The organism is Chryseobacterium sp. R2ACT005 (assembly GCF_049949215.1).
Taxonomy (GTDB): Bacteria; Bacteroidota; Bacteroidia; order Flavobacteriales; family Weeksellaceae; genus Chryseobacterium.
In genome coordinates this window covers 1,320,899-1,337,822 of record NZ_CP188192.1, presented here as the reverse complement: position 1 = coordinate 1,337,822, position 16,924 = coordinate 1,320,899, and the positions used below count along the sequence as shown (strand labels likewise).

The 16,924-nt window shown below is 35.3% G+C and carries 13 protein-coding genes; 1 reads left to right on the top strand and 12 read right to left on the bottom strand.

All coding sequences use genetic code 11. The features are described from left to right. Window positions 1-6: 6 nt before the first annotated feature. The 7 genes from ACPF63_RS06060 to ACPF63_RS06030 all read right to left on the bottom strand — a co-directional run bounded on the left by ACPF63_RS06060 (window position 7) and on the right by ACPF63_RS06030 (window position 9,259). Window positions 7-1,317, bottom strand: a complete 1,311-nt coding sequence (locus ACPF63_RS06060; RefSeq protein ID WP_426482388.1) for a sugar porter family MFS transporter — start codon at window positions 1,315-1,317, stop codon at window positions 7-9. Between the two features lie 516 nt (window positions 1,318-1,833). Further along, window positions 1,834-4,602 carry a substrate-binding domain-containing protein gene (locus ACPF63_RS06055; RefSeq protein ID WP_426482387.1) on the bottom strand — a complete coding sequence of 923 codons (2,769 nt, stop codon included), beginning with the start codon at window positions 4,600-4,602 and terminating at the stop codon, window positions 1,834-1,836. Between the two features lie 398 nt (window positions 4,603-5,000). Continuing rightward, the gene (locus ACPF63_RS06050) at window positions 5,001-6,008 is read right to left on the bottom strand and encodes a carboxymuconolactone decarboxylase family protein (RefSeq protein ID WP_426482386.1); all 1,008 of its coding nucleotides are present in this window, start codon (window positions 6,006-6,008) and stop codon (window positions 5,001-5,003) included. A 63-nt stretch (window positions 6,009-6,071) separates the two neighbouring features. Continuing rightward, the gene (locus ACPF63_RS06045) at window positions 6,072-6,581 is read right to left on the bottom strand and encodes a cupin domain-containing protein (RefSeq protein ID WP_426482385.1); all 510 of its coding nucleotides are present in this window, start codon (window positions 6,579-6,581) and stop codon (window positions 6,072-6,074) included. A gap of 15 nt (window positions 6,582-6,596) precedes the next feature. Further along, window positions 6,597-7,160 carry a DapH/DapD/GlmU-related protein gene (locus ACPF63_RS06040; RefSeq protein ID WP_426482384.1) on the bottom strand — a complete coding sequence of 188 codons (564 nt, stop codon included), beginning with the start codon at window positions 7,158-7,160 and terminating at the stop codon, window positions 6,597-6,599. 74 nt (window positions 7,161-7,234) lie between these two features. Beyond that, window positions 7,235-8,290, bottom strand: a complete 1,056-nt coding sequence (locus tag ACPF63_RS06035; RefSeq protein ID WP_426482383.1) for an alpha/beta hydrolase — start codon at window positions 8,288-8,290, stop codon at window positions 7,235-7,237. 90 nt (window positions 8,291-8,380) lie between these two features. Next, window positions 8,381-9,259: a helix-turn-helix domain-containing protein gene (locus ACPF63_RS06030; RefSeq protein WP_077418713.1), complete on the bottom strand. Its 879-nt coding sequence runs from the start codon at window positions 9,257-9,259 to the stop codon at window positions 8,381-8,383. Between the two features lie 222 nt (window positions 9,260-9,481). On the opposite strand from ACPF63_RS06030, the gene ACPF63_RS06025 reads away from it, so the two are divergent. Next, a complete protein-coding gene (locus ACPF63_RS06025; RefSeq protein WP_426482382.1) occupies window positions 9,482-9,688 on the top strand; it encodes a hypothetical protein in 207 nt (68 codons plus the stop codon). Between the two features lie 746 nt (window positions 9,689-10,434). Here ACPF63_RS06025 and ACPF63_RS06020 read toward each other — a convergent pair. The 5 genes from ACPF63_RS06020 to ACPF63_RS06000 form a co-directional block, all read right to left on the bottom strand. After that, window positions 10,435-10,797, bottom strand: a complete 363-nt coding sequence (locus ACPF63_RS06020; protein ID WP_426482381.1) for a hypothetical protein — start codon at window positions 10,795-10,797, stop codon at window positions 10,435-10,437. Further along, a complete protein-coding gene (locus tag ACPF63_RS06015) occupies window positions 10,779-11,681 on the bottom strand; it encodes a hypothetical protein (RefSeq protein WP_426482380.1) in 903 nt (300 codons plus the stop codon). The genes ACPF63_RS06020 and ACPF63_RS06015 overlap by 19 nt, the downstream gene beginning before the upstream one ends. A 64-nt stretch (window positions 11,682-11,745) precedes the next feature. Next, window positions 11,746-13,044: a serine hydrolase domain-containing protein gene (locus ACPF63_RS06010; RefSeq protein ID WP_426482379.1), complete on the bottom strand. Its 1,299-nt coding sequence runs from the start codon at window positions 13,042-13,044 to the stop codon at window positions 11,746-11,748. 76 nt (window positions 13,045-13,120) lie between these two features. Continuing rightward, the gene (locus ACPF63_RS06005) at window positions 13,121-13,945 is read right to left on the bottom strand and encodes a helix-turn-helix domain-containing protein (protein WP_426482378.1); all 825 of its coding nucleotides are present in this window, start codon (window positions 13,943-13,945) and stop codon (window positions 13,121-13,123) included. A 383-nt stretch (window positions 13,946-14,328) separates the two neighbouring features. Beyond that, window positions 14,329-16,923 carry a pyocin knob domain-containing protein gene (locus ACPF63_RS06000; RefSeq protein WP_426482377.1) on the bottom strand — a complete coding sequence of 865 codons (2,595 nt, stop codon included), beginning with the start codon at window positions 16,921-16,923 and terminating at the stop codon, window positions 14,329-14,331. Between the last annotated feature and the right edge of the window lies 1 nt (window position 16,924).

The window sequence follows — 16,924 nt, the reverse complement described above, 5'->3', positions numbered from 1 at the left end:
GTAAATCTACTTCGTCAGTGTTTTGCTTAATTTTTCCAGTGATATTCCTTTGGTTTCCGGCATCATAAACATTACGAATAATAATTGGAATACCATTGCAACGGTAAAGACCAAAAATACGGTCCCGGCTCCGATGGTGGAAAATAATGTAGGAATTAGTGATGGAATGATTGCTGCCAGAAGCCAGTGTGTGGAACTACCGAAAGCCTGTCCCGATGCCCTCAGATGGTTTGGAAAAATCTCTGAAATAAACACCCAAATTACCGTTCCCTGACCAATAGCGTGAGAAGCAATGAAGAGGAACAAGAAAATAGGAATCGCCAATCCTGACCAATGAAAATAAAACGCCATAGAAACCAATCCTAAAGAAATGATGTAACCTACGGAACCCAAATACATCAATGTTCTTCTTCCTACTTTATCAATAAGGTTGACTCCAACCAAAGTAAAAACCATATTAACAACACCAATTCCTATACTGCTGAGAAGTGCTGTTTTCTCACCCAATCCTGCTTCGCCAAAAATTCTTGGTGCATAATACAGGAACGCGTTGATCCCCGACATCTGATTAAAAAAAGCTACTAGAAAAGCCAACATCAGTGGAAAACGGTATTTTTTCATAAAGATATTTTCCTTTGGCGATTCTGCGTGGTCATCTTTCATCTGGGTGATCAAGGTGTCAGAATCCTGATCGGGACTTAGGATTTTCATCACTTTTTTCGCTTCTTCTATTCTAGATTGCGAAACCAGCCATCTCGGACTTTCCGGAATAGTAAACACACATAATGTATAGATTGCTGCGGGAACTGCCTGTACACCAAGCATCCATCTCCAGTCATTATCGCCGATACCGCTTAGTAAATAATTTGATAAAAATGCAATCAGAATTCCCAGAACAATATTGAACTGATACAGGGAAACCATTCTGCCACGATCTTTTGCAGGGGCAATCTCTGAAATATAGGCCGGTGCAGCAATCGTAGAAGCACCAACGCCCAAACCACCTATAAACCTGAAAAATGCAAACAGATAAGGATCATTGGAAAGCGCCGTTCCTATAGCAGAAAACGCATATAAGACACCAATGATCAAGAGCGTTTTTTTCCGTCCTAATGTATTGGTCGGGATTCCGCCGAAAATAGCGCCTATCACTGTACCCCACAATGCCATACCCATTACGACTGCTCCGTGAAATGCATCTGAGCTATTCCAGAGCGTCTGCAACTTTTTGTCTGCGCCGGAAATCACGACCACATCAAACCCGAAAAGAAATCCTGCCAAAGCTGCCGTGATAGACCACATAAGAATTTTATTCATCTGTTAAAATATTTATTTGTTTTTGGCTAATATATCCCCGGGCGGCAATCCGAAGGTCTAATTATGTAACTAAATATTTCGTCAAGGTTAATTATTTGTTAATTAATTTCAATTAACTGAAAATCAATAATTTATTTAAAAATAATTTTATTAAAGTTTCATCAGGTTACAAAAATGTAACATTGTTTTATAAAAATGTTACGTATGTTTTGGTGTTTTTATGATTTAAGAACAACTAATGTCATGAAAATTTTAACCAAAAAACGAATCAAGCTATATGGTTTTTAGCTCAGGAACTTTTAGGAATTATAAATCGTTCAGAAAGCTGTTTATTAGTTTAGATGAAGGTATGTTGTTGTGAAAGTATAATAAAAAAAGCAGCAGTTTGATTTACTGCTGCTCAATATTGTAAAAAATATTAGATGTGAGGATTGATTTTAAATACAAATTGAAGCTCCATATTTTATCACTTTAATGTTATATTCAAATATTTAATCATTTGATTTTGTAGTATTATCACTCCTTCCCCGCAGACTTTCTAAAGGCATTCGGGGATATACCAAACTTATTCTTGAAAACAGTAGAGAAATAATTCGGGGAAGAAAAACCGGTTTTGTATGCAATTTCCGAAATCGTCAGTTCAGGATTTTGAAGCATAGATTTGGCCTGTTCAAGACGGAAATTATTGATATAATCGCTAACGTTTACATCAAACATTGCTTTAATCTTTCTATACAACTGAATTCTGGAAATATTGAGCAGGTCTGCAAGATTCTCTACTGAAAAATCGGCATTATCGATATTGGTTTTGATGAGATTATTCAGATTGTTCACAAATTTCTGTTCTATATTTCCAAACGATTTGCTATCCAAAATTCTGCCAATATTATTTGTATAATAATAACGTAGCTTTTCACGGTTGTAAAGCAGCGTATGTAGTGATTGTATCAGAATCGGGTAACTGAAAGGTTTGGTGAGATAAAGGTCAACGCCGGATTTCAAGCCTTGAAGATAAGATTCTTTATTATCAAGAGCTGTCAGAAGAATGACCGGAATATGTGATGTACGAAGATCATTTTTAAGAATTTCACAGATTTCAAAACCATTTTTGCCTGGAAGATTAACGTCACAGACGATAATATCAGGAATTTCATTCAGTGCCCTATCAATTGCATCATTCCCATCAGAAACCGTCACCTTAAACTCATTCTGAAGCTTTTTGCTTAAAAAGAAGGACAAATCCAAATTATCCTCCACCAAAAGAAGCGAGTAGCATTCGCCCTGAGATTCATCATGTTGGATATTAATCTCGTCTTCCAATCCATTTAAAATAGCATCGTTTGTCAGGCTTTCGGCATCTGCGAGACTAGGTTCTTTTACCATTTGGTCTTCATTGAAATGCTTGTTTCCCTTATAAAGACTGATGATAAACTCCGTTCCCTGAAAAGAGTTCACTTCTATCTTCCCAAGATGGAGCTCAATGAACTGTCTGCTAAGATGAAGCCCAATTCCTGAACTGTTTTTTCTATTGTTGGAGCCTTTGAAATACGCTTCAAAAACATTGCTGATTTCTTTTTCAGGGATTCCGATTCCATTATCTTTGAAGCTGATCACCGCCTGATTTCCTTTTTCCTGAATCGTGATTTTAATCTTTCCATTATCTGGTGTAAATTTGAAAGCATTGGACAAAAGATTGAAATAGACTTTATCCATCAGGTTTCTGTCGATGTAAAGCTCAAGATTTTTATTCTGTGAATGAATTTCGAATTTGATATTTCTTTTCTTAGCTTCATTTTCAAAATCACGAAAAATTGAGTAAGTAAAATCATAAATATTCGTCTTGGAAACTCTTAGGTTAAAAGTTTGATTTTCTATCTTCCTGAAGTCCAACAAGTTGTCTATCAATCGTAATAATCTGTTGGAATTTTTATTGATCAGCTCCAGCTCATAGGATGGTTTTGTACCTTTGGTTTTGCCAAAATCCATTAAAGACTCCAATGAACTGAGAATAAGCGTAATGGGTGTTTTAAATTCGTGAGATATTCCCGTAAAGAAATTAACCCTCGCTTCATTGCTGTCTTTCAACTCATTGGCAATGGTTTCAATCTGATTTCTTTGAATAGTAATTCTCTCGTTGGTAAGTGTAAGCTGCTTATTTTTTATCTTTATTGCATAAATAAGGTAAATGGAATAGGCAACCAGACAAAACATCAACACTAACAATATAATAGACCATCGGAATAATTCTTTTTGCGAAGAATATAGTTCGACCTGTTTTTTAACCGCCTGTACCTGATTTTCTATAACGCCTTGCTGCTCAATAATTTTATCAAACTGATTGCGCATAATTTCCGCATTCATCCGGTCAATGATCGTTGTGCTGAGTTTAATGCGTTTCGGAACAGCAACACCATTATAAATCTTAATCGCCGTCTCGATCGCTTCTGCTCCACCAGTCGGATACAATAAAGTGGCATTCAGTTTTCCATCCAAAACCATCTGGATTCCACCGTCTTTTGTATTCAGGCCGTCAACGCCGATAAATTTGATTTGATTTTCCAAACCTCTATTTCGTGCAACCTGCCATGCATTGGTGGCAAGCTCATCATTAAAGGCAAAAACATACAGACTTTGATTTCCTAAGGAATCCAATGATTTCCTGAAAGCATCAGCCGGAAGACCTTTAAATGTTTTTATCAGATCTGTGTTGGGGCTATTTCTGATGATTTCCTGAAAGCCAAGACTTCTTTCTATGGTTGGGGAAGATTGGTCATCACCTCTTATTTCGATTACTTTTTTATAATTTTTGGAATCTGAAAGAATGTAATTGGCCGCTTCTTTCCCAATCTCCACGTTGTCTGCACCGATATAAGTCGTATATTTTTCTGAATTGATCTTTCTGTCGAGCAAAATAACCGGAATATTTTTAGTAGCTGCTTTTTCCACTACCGAAACCAGGGATTGCGGATCAATGGGTGAAATGATAATCACATCCACCTTACCATCAATCATTTTTTGGATATCCTGAACCTGCTTGCTTACAGAACTTTCTGCTTTCTGTATATTCAACTCTACTTCGGAATGAAGCGATGCCTGTATCTCCATAGAATGGTTCATTGCCAATCTCCAGGGATGATTGCCCAATCCCTGCGAAAACCCGATAGTAATTTTATCTGAAGCTTTCTGCGGTTTTTTACAAGAAAAAAAGACAAGGAAAAACAGAAGGAATAATATCCTGTAGGCTTTAAGAAAACTGAAAAATTTTAATAATTTTATTGGTAACATATTAACACAATATTAATGAAGATGTTGCAGACAGGCAATTTTTAATGATAGTATTTTGTATTAAATCTGCTCTATTCATTATATGTAATAAAAGACTAATAAGGTCAATTGAAGACTGGCTATACCAAGATTGCCTTTGTAAAATGCTTAAAGTTAAATTGTACTAAAATTAGTCTACAAAAAAATTACTTGATAAAAATGAGCTTTACAATTTTTGTTTTAGTTGGCTTAAATGAAGCACGTATTTGAAGATACAGTTATCTTCCTCATAAATAAACAAATGACGCCATTTTTTTATTGAATTTCTTTTAGACTAATTTCTCTAAAGTCTTTAAAAAAATTTTCAAAATTAAACGTGTAAATAAAATGACTTTATATTACCATTTACTGGTCTAATACTACTTTATCTTTTTAAAGATATCAGACATCGCTTCCTTGTCAATACTTTCCATATCTATTAATTTCAGGGATTTTACCATTTTCAAGGTTGATGATTTATACTTCAAAAAATGCGGCGTTTGCAAATGAAACTGATATGCTTCTTTGTCCGCATAGATTTCTACAATTCTTATCTGAGTTGGATTTTCCTTTTGATACATCGGAAAAATTGCAATCACACCTTTCTCCAGCTTTACTGATGCTGAAGCTTCTTCCTTCAGAATAGAATTATATTCTTCTAAAAATTCAGGGATAATTTCAATTTCGGAAATCCGAATCATCATATCGTTTTCAATAATCGGAACAAGCGGTTTTCCAATGATTTTTCGAGCTATATTTGCCTGAGTTTTATTAACGGTTTCTTGAACCAAATCAGCCAATTGAGCTAATTGATTTTCAGTAATTCCTGTGTTTTTTCCCATATTGATATGCGATTGCAACTGTCCTTCTACTCCATCCAAAGAAGCCAGAGCAAAAATCGTGACGATTTCTCTTTGCTTATAAGTCAGCACATCGCTCACAAAAATATCGGCAAAAAGATGTTCTTTTAAAAAAGCGTCAACCCGTGGAGCAAACTCACCAAAACCTGGTGCTGGTTTGGTTTGTGGCATTTTTGTAAGTTCTTCAAGGGTTTTTCTGCCTTGTTCATATTTGTCTTCAACATTATTTTCGACAATGATTTTCTTTCCTTCGATATCATTAATACCTTTTGATTTTCTTTCGTCTAAAACTGATTTAAAAGTATTAATAGCATTCAGACTTCTCGGAAAACCACAGTACGCATACAATTGAACCAAGACTTCTTTAATTTCATTAATCGTCAAACCAGAATCCAATCCGGCATTCAACTGAAGTTTTAGACTTCCAAGATTTCCAGTTGTCGTGAGTGAAGAAATCTTTACCAAACTTTGTTCTTTAGCATTCAAATTTTGATTGGTTTTATTTTCTTGTGCATTCATTTTTGTCATACTTAATGTGAGAATAAAAAGAATTATCCATTGTAGAAACTTGTTTTTGCTCATCATAGAAAATTATTTTTTGTTGGCTTCAGCAAATTCTTCATCGGAAGCAGCTTCCAGCCAAACATTTTGATTGGTCTGCGGATTTCCATTCGTTGCTAAATGCGAAAACCAGTTGTCAGCAGCGGCACCGTGCCAATGCTCAACATTCGGAGCAATTTCTACGATATCTCCGGGTTTTAAACGACGTGCGGGTTTTCCTCTTTCCTGATATAAACCTTCACCACCTACAACAATCAAAAGCTGTCCGCCTGTGTGGCTGTGCCAATTGTTACGACAACCGGGTTCAAATGTGACATTAGAAAGGGGAACATTTAAATCTTTATTGCTTGTAAGTGGCGCCAAATAGGACTTGCCAATAAAATACTGCGCATAAGCCGTGTTTTCTTCACCTGTCGGAAAATCACTTATTTTAGGAATATCTGTACTCATTTCGTTTGATTTTATTTTGTTTGAATTTACTTTATTTTGTGCGATTACAGTTGGACTAAACGCTAAAAGAATGATGATTAAATATTTCATTGTTTTACATTTAATTTATGCAATTGTTTTGATGATTTTTGCAGGAACTCCTCCCACCACAACATTGTCCGGAACATCTTTAGAAACGACCGCTCCGGCTGCAACTACAGCATTTTCTCCAATCGTAACTCCCGGTAAAATGGTTGCATTGGCTCCAATCCAAGCATTTTTCTTGATTAAAATGGATTTTCCAATTAATCCTTTTCTATGTTGAGGTTCTAAAGGATGATTTTCCGTTATCAGGTTTACTTTCGGGCCGATTAAAACATCGTCTTCAATGGTAATTCCTCCTAGAGTCAGAAAGGTACAGTCGAAATTGATGAATACATTTTTACCAATATTGAGATTCTTTCCATAATTGATGTAAATAGGTGTAAATACCACTACATTCTCCAATTCTTTGCCGATAATTTGACTTAATATTTTTAAAATCTCATCCGGTTCTGTAGAATTATTTAATTCAATCAATTGTTTCTTAACCTTATAAGAAGCTTCTAGCAATTTGTGAATTTCCGGGTCGCCGGGCATTATTGTTTCACTATTTTTTAGTCTGGTAAAGATATCTTCGTTAAAGCTCATTATTAAATATTTAAAGAAATAAAAAGGCTGAATCCGCTTTTTAAAAAAGCAGATTCAGCTATTGCAATGTTCAATTATTTTAAATTGGTTCTGAAGAAATTATCCAGTTTTTCAAAAGGAATCACATCTACTTTGTCGTATAAGTCAACGTGAACCGCATTCGGAATAATCACCAATTCTTTCGGTTCCGCAGCCATTTTGTAAATGTCTTCTGAAAAATACCTTGAATGTGCATTTTCACCAGCAATTAAAAGAATAGGTCTCGGTGAAATTTCTTTGATGTAACTTAAAATGGGCATATTCATAAATGAAAATGCGCTGGTCAATCTCCAACCTTTTGTTGAATTTACTGAACGCTCGTGAAAACCTCTTGGAGTTTTGTAATAATTAAAATAATCTTGTACAAATTGAGGCTCACTGCCAGTTAATTTTTCCGGAAGATGAGAAGATGGATATGCTTGTTCCCCAGTTTCTACATCTTTCCATCTTTGCAGATTCAGGTCTACGAGTGTTTTTGTTCGTTGCTCAAGTGTAACTACATCATTATATCCTTTAGAAATCACTCTTGTCATATCATACATACTCGTGGTAGCAACGGCTTTTATTCGCTTATCGATTGCAGTAGCATTCAGTGCCATTCCTCCAAATCCGCAAATTCCGATGATCCCGATCTTATTTCTGTCTACATTTTTCTGAAGTCCCAGGAAATCAACAGCTGCACTGAAATCTTCGGTATTGATGTCGGGTGAAGCTATATTTCTTGGTTCGCCACCACTTTCGCCTGTGTAAGAAGGGTCAAAAGCGATAACAGCAAAACCTCTTTCCGCCATTTGATTGGCATACAAACCGGAAGACTGCTCCTTCACCGCACCAAACGGTCCACTGATTGCCAACGCTGCCAGTTTTTCGTTTTCTGCATTTTTTGGAAGATATAAATCTCCGGAAAGTATGATTCCGTAACGGTTTTTAAAGGTAACTGCTTTTCGGGTAACTTTATCACTGAGTTGGAAAGTATAATGTTCGTTTTGTTCTGTTGCATTCATTTTTCCTGGATTTGATTTTTTATTCTGCGCAAATGCCTGTCCAATGAAAAGAAAGGACAGAGCCATCACTGTTGTTATTATTTTCATATCTGAATTTTGTTTTAAAAATTACTGATACAAAATTAGAAACAGCGTAGTTCTGACAGTTAATGATAATCAAACCAAAAATTAAGAAAATCAAACCTCAGTCAAACGAAATGCTTTTGGATTGGTTCCGGTTTGTTTTTTAAAGAAATTATTAAAATATGTCGGATAATCGAATCCCAATGCGAAAGCTATTTCTGAGATATTCCAGTCGGTGTGCTGCAGCAATGCTTTTGCTTCTGTGAGAATTCGTTCCGTAATATGAGTCGTTGTGGATTTTCCTGTAACTTCTTTCACGGCTCGATTGAGATAATTAACGTGAACATTCAAATTTTTTGCAAAATCCTGAGCTGATTTCAATTGCAGAGATTGGTCTGTAGTTTCGATGGGAAATTGTCTTTCCAACAGTTCCAGAAAAACGGATGATAATCTTGATGCTGCATTTTTGTTCTGGTCAAAATCTTCTGCAGGTTCTAATTTCAAAGATTCGTGGATAATCAAGCTGATGTAATTGCGAATCAGCTCATCCTTGTAGACATAGTCGCTTTTCTGCTCAGCAATCATTTTTTGAAAAATTGTATTGAGAAAGAGTCTCTGTTCTTCGGTAATTTTCAGAACGGGAGTTCCGCCAATTTTAAAGAAAGAAGATTGCTGGAGGCTTTCGGAACGTTCAGAATTCTTGAAAAATTCCTCAGAAAAAAGAATGGTATAGCCTTTATAAGTTGTTGAAATGGTTTCCCAGGAATACGGAATATGCGGATTTCCAAAAAAAAGCACCGTTCCTTCCTGCTCGAAACTTTTATCAGAATAATGAATTTTACTTTTCCCTGTCGTAAGGCAGATTTTATAAAATTCTTTTCTGCTGTAGACACGGGTTTCACTTCCATCCTGTTCAATCTGGAATGCACGGAAGCCTTTTAGTTTTAATTCAGTATTAAACTCCGAAACAACTCTTTTTAGCTTTTCTTTCATTTTTCAAAGTTAAGAAAATCAAACTAATCAGCTCTAAAATCATTACAGAAGTAAAACGTCAATAGAATTCTCTGTCGAAACAAAAAATTCTATCGCTTTAAAAAATCTTGAAAAGACTTAATACTTTACAATTTTGTATTATGAAATTGTTCTCGATTCAATCATTACGAAATACCCGATTCTTTCTTTAATCAGCCATTTCCCATTTTGGAAATTTTACAAATGTTTCACGCAGGAAATAAAACAATTCCTGGTCTAATTGCCAATGGCGAAGTGGTATGTGCAAGTGCTGTTTCGAGTGGGCCTCTATTACTTTCCGAAAAAGAAAATCTTCCGAAAGAATTAACTGAAAACGAAATTTTTGAAATTATCAAAGCATTTGGTGATACCAGTAAGAGATTTTTCCCACGCGATCCGGAGACAAAATAAATGGCATCAATACCATTCATACTTTCTACAAGCGTATCAGCATTGCTGAGCAGATCAATATAAACGTGCTCAATATGATCTGTATTATTTGCTGAATTTGGATCTCTTGAGCCTGCTAAAACTGATGCTGACGAGCTAATTTATTACCCAAGAGAGATCCTACTCTATCATTTGCGCCAATGACCAATACTTTCATAAGTTTAATTTTAAATAATCTGTTAACGGGATATGCTCGGTGCCTGCCCATGAAATTATTTATATACAAATTTATGTATTCTGTAAAGAGCACACTATCCTTTTTAGTTCAAATAAATTTACTAATTAGTCCACATCATATAATATATTGGAGAAAAGTGAATCACAATATTCCAGCTCTTTTCTCAGCTAATATTTTGGTCACCAACCAATATGTTATCAATCGTTAAGATATAAAATAATTATTCTAGCAAATCAAACTGATTTATAAGAGCAAATCTTCCGGAAATGTGTTTGAAGAGCATCTTTTAAGTTTATACGTAAAGATAATATTTATATACTCCTTATTTTCAACCATATAATTCTAAGACATTTTATATATCAGTAAAAAAAGAGTTTGGATAGCCCCAAATTTTATTTTGAACGACAGCTGTTCCATTCTTCACGATAATATTGAGTTCAATTTCAATTCTTAAAAACTTACAAATACCCTCTCAAAAATGAGAGGATATTGGCATTCTATTAGAGCATGATTTTAGTTCGGCTTGGAACTATGATTGTATATCAGTATCATTGATAATTAATCCCCATTTATTTTTCATATAATCATTTAGCGGTGTACTCCAAAAATAAGGAGGCGAGCAATACTCACTTATTTCTGGAAAGATCGTCTGAATCCGTTCTTCATAAATAGGATTTTCTTCAAATTTTTCTGATATCCCAAAATATTTTTCATTGATAAAACGTGTAAGCTCATCATCATTATCCAACCCTTTGTTCTTTAATTGATCCAGCTTTTTAAAAAATTCAATTACAACCTCTTTATATTGCTCATCATCAATAGCTGAAAGGGATTCAAAATTCAAATAGGTATCTATAATATGATTTACTTCTGTTATCTTACTGGTTTCCATAATGGTGCTGTAGCTTGTATTTGGGTTCTAAATTGTTGTAACATTATTCTTCCGACTGGTGTTATATTTGCATGGTTGATCTTATCTACATTGATACCTAAGCCGGATCTGTACACATCTGTGGCTTTTATTCTGAATAGAGTTGTTTTAGGAGTAGCAAATTCTACAACCGGAACAACATTGCCATATCCTGGTGTTACTGACATTCCCATTCCTGAACTGCCATAAACATAATCTGTATCAGCTTTTATTTCACCAAAGATATTATTAGACATATCCTTATTTCTTATTCCTAAAGTGTTAAGAGAGTTACCCAATTCAGGAAGCCCTCCAACACTTCTCATATTCCTGTACAAATATAAGTTATTTAAGTCTTCAGGTTCGTCTGCCGGAGTATCAACCGCAGCATCTCCATGCAGTGTCCAGATTGCTACAGCTGAAGCAAGGATCGTTAATAATGAAAGTCCTGCTCCAGTTCCTGCTATAGTACCCGTACCTGTTCCGACTCCCGTGTTTCCCCAGCCTACAGTAAGTGGAATTGCCGTTCCTAAAGATGAGCCCTGCGTAACGTATTTTGCCTCGCCATTAAAACCCAGATAGGTATGTCCCGTATTCTGCTCAGAACTGTTGGTAATGACAACATTATCTACAACACTTCCGTCAGGGCGGAAATCTGTGAAACCTCGTTTTGTATATTCTTCATCTCCCTGCTGCATTCCAGGCAAAAAGACCCATGCTCCATTTCTATAGCCCCAGCCAGCCCCTTCTCTTCCGTCCGGATCAATAAAATTTACAGGATTATCAAAGGCATAATTGTAAGGGTTCAGCCTTGTCATTTTTTCAGCCAACGGATCCAGGACTCCCCATCTTCCAATTTCTGGCATATACATTCTTGCTCCATAGTCATACATTCCGGATTCAGATAAATAAACCTCCTGATCATCATAGTTATTTACTCCTTCTTATAACTTCTTTTACTCCGCCTTTGGTCAGAATTATAGAATTGTAAAGCCCCATACTGTCCGGAATAAATTCAATTGTTCTGTCATTATTATCTTTTCTAAAAAATTTGGTTTTAGATTCTGGGATAAGTTCCATCTCTGTACTATTAAAATAAAGCTTACCGTCAATTTTCAATATGGCAATTTTATCATACTTACCGACATATTGATTGTATAAACTTGTGTCTATTTCAATTCGGTGGTGTTTGTAAGGAAGGTCAACCTTTTTTCCCAATGCAATAGCGGAAAGTCCATACGCTATAATATGGGAAAATGATTCGTTATTAGAAAGTACAGTCACAAAAAGTTTGTCATCCGTAAATCGGTTAAAGGAAGTCATTGTACCAAAAAAACCTCCGTCATGGGCAATTAATTGATGTCCGTGATTATAAAACGGATTGATTATAAAGCCATATCCCCAATTTTCAGTGCTATAGGACTTAAACATTAATTTTTTCATCTGTGCGGAAAGAATATCTGTTCCATACAGAGCTTTATCCCATAAGGCCAGATCTTCAACAGTAGAATAAACACCATCATGTCCTAAATTAATCTCCCAGTTGATATAGGGATTATGAATAAGCCCGCTTTCTGTAAGACAATAAACCTTTGCTTTTTTTTCAACTATCGATTTATTATTACTGACGCCCGTATTATTCATCCCTGCTTTTTCAAATATATTCTTCTTTAAGAAAACGGCATACTTTTCACCTGACACTTTTTCAATGATCTTAGCCAATAAATAATAGCCAATATTACTGTAACTACCTCTAATTCCAGGAGAGAATTCATACGGTATTTTTTTTATTTCGGTATAGGCAGAATCTTTGTCCATAGAGCTTAAAGCTATGTCTTTAAAACCCATAGCCAGCCCTGAAGTATGCGATAATAACATATGGATCGTAACACTATCTGACTTGGGATAATCTGGCAGAAATTTACTCAGTTTATCATCAAGGGACAGTTTCCCTTTTTCAATCAATAGAAGTATAGCTGTGGCGGTAAATTGTTTTGTGACTGAGGCCAACTGAAATTTAGTATCTATGGTGTTTTTAATATTCCACTCATAATCTGCCAAACCATACGCTTTTTTTAGTAAAACATGGCCGTCTTTCGCAACAAGAACAGTTCCACTAAAATTATTTATTTCAACCTGAGCCTGCATATATTCCGCAAGAGTAGCTGACGCATTTTTCTGTCCAAAAATAAGAATTGGGAATAACAGTATTATTAGGATTAGCTTCATAAATTATTTAATGACATTATTAAGCTGCAATGTTACTACTTAATAAACCAGCATCATTGTATTTTTGTAAACCCCACTAAATAAACATCCATTTTATGAGATCTTTTTCAACTGTTGTTATTTTTGAAAAAAAAACTTTTGGGGTAAAACCTGTTAATTTTTTAAAATCCCTGATCATATGTGACTGGTCAAAATAATCCATACTATAAGACAATCCTGCTCTATCTTTATTTTCAAGCTGGCTTTGAACAGCTGCCCTGAATCTGATGATTTTCTTGAACTGAGAAGGTGTTTTACAAATATACTGATCAAAATGCTTGTTTATCGTTGTTCGTGACCGACCCGTTGTATAAGACAATTTCGTCATAGATTGATTGATATTATCTTTATCGAACATTTCAGTCAGCACCTCCGCCAACAAGACATTCTCAAACGGATGAAATTTTGAAAGCCAATACAATTCTATTGCTCTGATTTTTTCATCCGGAACTTTTAAGGAAAGAATGGCTGCCATGGTTTCTTTATAATCCGCGTATGGACTAAAATCAGGAAAGCTTCCCTCTGAATAATCTCTTAAATTATTCGGTATAAAAGCATTTATCCCCAATGGTTTAAAGTAAGTAGTAATTTCATTGATTATACCTTCATAGCTGATCAATACAGGTTCATTAAAATTGCTTACCAGGTTGGTTTCAATTGGATTGGACTGGCAATGCCTAGTTGTTATTTTATTTTTGGTGACCAAAGTTTCTGTTTTCTCACTAATAGTGACAATTGTATAAATGCTTGGAAAGGTAAAATAAGTTGCAGAAGATTCTTCAGAGGTCTGCTCCAGAATATAAAAGCATTCAATATACTTTTTTAATATAGGATTTTCAGGTCTATAGATTTTTATTGTCATCCTTTTAGCTTTTAAATTTATGTAAATCCAGCTCGATTAACCAATATCTTTTTTCTGAATCAGAAAAGGAAAGATACAAACCAAAACATTAACAGGATTCAAACCTAAGTAAATAATTTGCAAAATATTGATTACCAAGCATATACACTTAAAACACATTCAATATATTTTAAAAATTGGTTAGATGTTCTTACCAGTAGGTTCACAAAAAAATATTATTCAAGTAACTTATACCAGATCTGATATTTGCAGCTCTCACGGTAATACAACACAAATCCCACAATCAGAAGACTTTCATCCTCTGACTGTGGGTTTGGCTTTATCTTACATTATAGTAAGAAGTTTTTAATCTATATTCCGTAGAGAATAACTATTATATTTTTTTACCAGATAAACTTACAGTTCTGTTCTTGTTCTGCAATTATTCTTCCTGATTTTGTCACATACAACCTAAGGAAACATCCCGGGCTGATATTATATATTCTTTTGCCATATACATCAACTCCCATCGTACCTCCATTGTCAAAATTATAAATAACGATCTGCTGTTTTGGGTAGATTTCTTTGAAATTCACCACCATTTTAATCTGTTCTCCAATAATATGGATAAGCCTGTTTCTATCATCTACTGCAAGATAACTGGAAGAATCGATCACATATTCGTGTGGATCTAATCTAACGGCATAATCCTTAGGATCAGACTGGTCATTAACAATTTCATCTTTGAGAGTAGCTGTTCTGCCATTAGGAATAAACATTGTATCTGGGTTTTCATCTTCAGATTTAAAGTTTTCACTGGCTTTTATGGAGCCTTTTACAGCTAACTTATCACTATCATTGGCTCCTCTTCCCATTCCGAAGCGAGTAGACTCTATATGAAAATTTAAACCTCCCAACCCATCATACTCGGAACCATAAGAATAATATTCTTTTCGTTTCGTTGCTAAAAATCTTTTCTGATGAATATCTACAATACCTGACTCAGCACTATTCAGATGATTATCTGAAATCACTAAACCTGATCCTGTATTTACTGTAAAGTCCTGGTTGAGCTGTAACCCGTACTGAGTCATATAATTCCATTGCTGAATATTTGTTTCAGTAAAATCTGCCTCTGTCCAGAATTTATACCATGACGTCGTCCAGCTTCCATCAATTCCTTTTCTGATTTTCAACATCGGAATGCCGGAACCATTAATTCCAGTCTGATTGGCAAATGCTAACTGATAGGAAGAATCCCCTGTAGAGGCAGTGTTACCATCCCAGGGAGCATAGGTCATGATTCCTGCATAATTTCCAGATGCTCCCAAGCCTGCACTGTTAGATTTGGCAAAATCAAACCTTACTCTTTTAGACGTAGAATTGGGTGCAATATCATCTGCATTTCTTGATCCGTCTCTTGATGTTACAAAATAATTTGTAAGATTGACAGAATTGTTACCGCTAATCGTTAATTGCTGCCCGTTTTCACTTTCAGGAGTAGCACTTAATGCAATTTGGTTCCTGTTTACAGCATGGTTTCCTAACGTTCCGTTTGGAATCACAGGACTGTTGGTAAATGTCTTTGTATCGCTTATTGTTTCAACTCCATTTTTTCCAACAAATAAATTTAAAGATTCATTTTTTGTGTAATAATTAGATAATGGAGCGTTCGTAAGATATCCTGCATTAGCATGATTTCCCCAATTAAATGCGGTATTCCAGTTGTTTATATTTGCTGCAGAAAAATCATTTGAATCCCAATCTTTTGTCCAGGGATACCAGGTTCCACTGAAATAGTACCTCCTGTAAACATCATTGTTATTAGCATAGGTAGTATATTCCTGAACTATATGTGTTGAAGTATAGTAAACTCTTAATTGACCTGCTAAGCCTGCAGGATAATTATTTGCAGAAGTTGCATTTGCATTTCCTGTCTGAACCCACCATCCTGTAGAATTAATACTATTTAAATCTACTGTAGGACCTAAAACACCTCTGTAAACAAGACCTGTATTATATGCTGATATCCAATCAGAAGAAGTGCCATCATTTAAAGTTGTAATTTTACCAGTATTACTAATTTTCACAACCTCTGTTAATGTCGGAACACTACCATTTGTACCAGTAGCACTGCCATAATTAAATGAAAAAGTTTTATGGTTATTCACTGTAAGTCCCAATGAATTTAATGATCCTCTTGGTTGGATAAAATCAGTACCATCAAATTGTAAATTATGGGCTAACCACATCCCATAACCATGTGTTGAATTAGGTAGATTAGTATGAAAAATCGTTGAGCCTGTCGCTGTTTGACTGCCAAATAACAAATTATAAGCATCTACAAACTGAGTGTTATTAGCATTGATAACTACCTGACCCGCACTTACTGAATCTCCCTGAGGTCTCAAATAAACAATTCCTGAAGTTCCATCTCCTGAAATTAATGTATATGTAGACCCTGTTTTAATTCTGTTTACTCCCTGTCTTTGAACCTGAAGTTCACCCGCTGTACTGTTAATAGTTCCTGCAACTCCTATATTACCGGATGTATAACTATTCCCGGAAACATGAAGTCTATATCCATCCAGTGGTAATGATGATCCACTTAATCCAATTCCTACTCTCTGATCTGATGTCCAGAGGAGCGCCTTAGTAGCATTATAAGTTGTTGCACCGAAATAACCATACGACATTTTTACTGTCCCATCTGCCTCTACAGCTCCAAACCACGCAACAGTATCCACTACACCATTAGAACCTGCTAATTGTAAAATATCTCTAGCAAACCCTGATGCTGCCGTTATCGCAGATAAATCTTTTCTTATTGTACTACCAATAGAATGATTAAATGTAAGGGCACCAGTCATCAGATCTCCTGATTTATTCACATAAGCACTGTTATCCAGGGAACCATCCGCTTTTAAAAACTGGGCAGCTGTGCCGCCCGTTACTTTATAGCCTTTAGAAGTGTTATAATATGCGTATTTTACATCCATG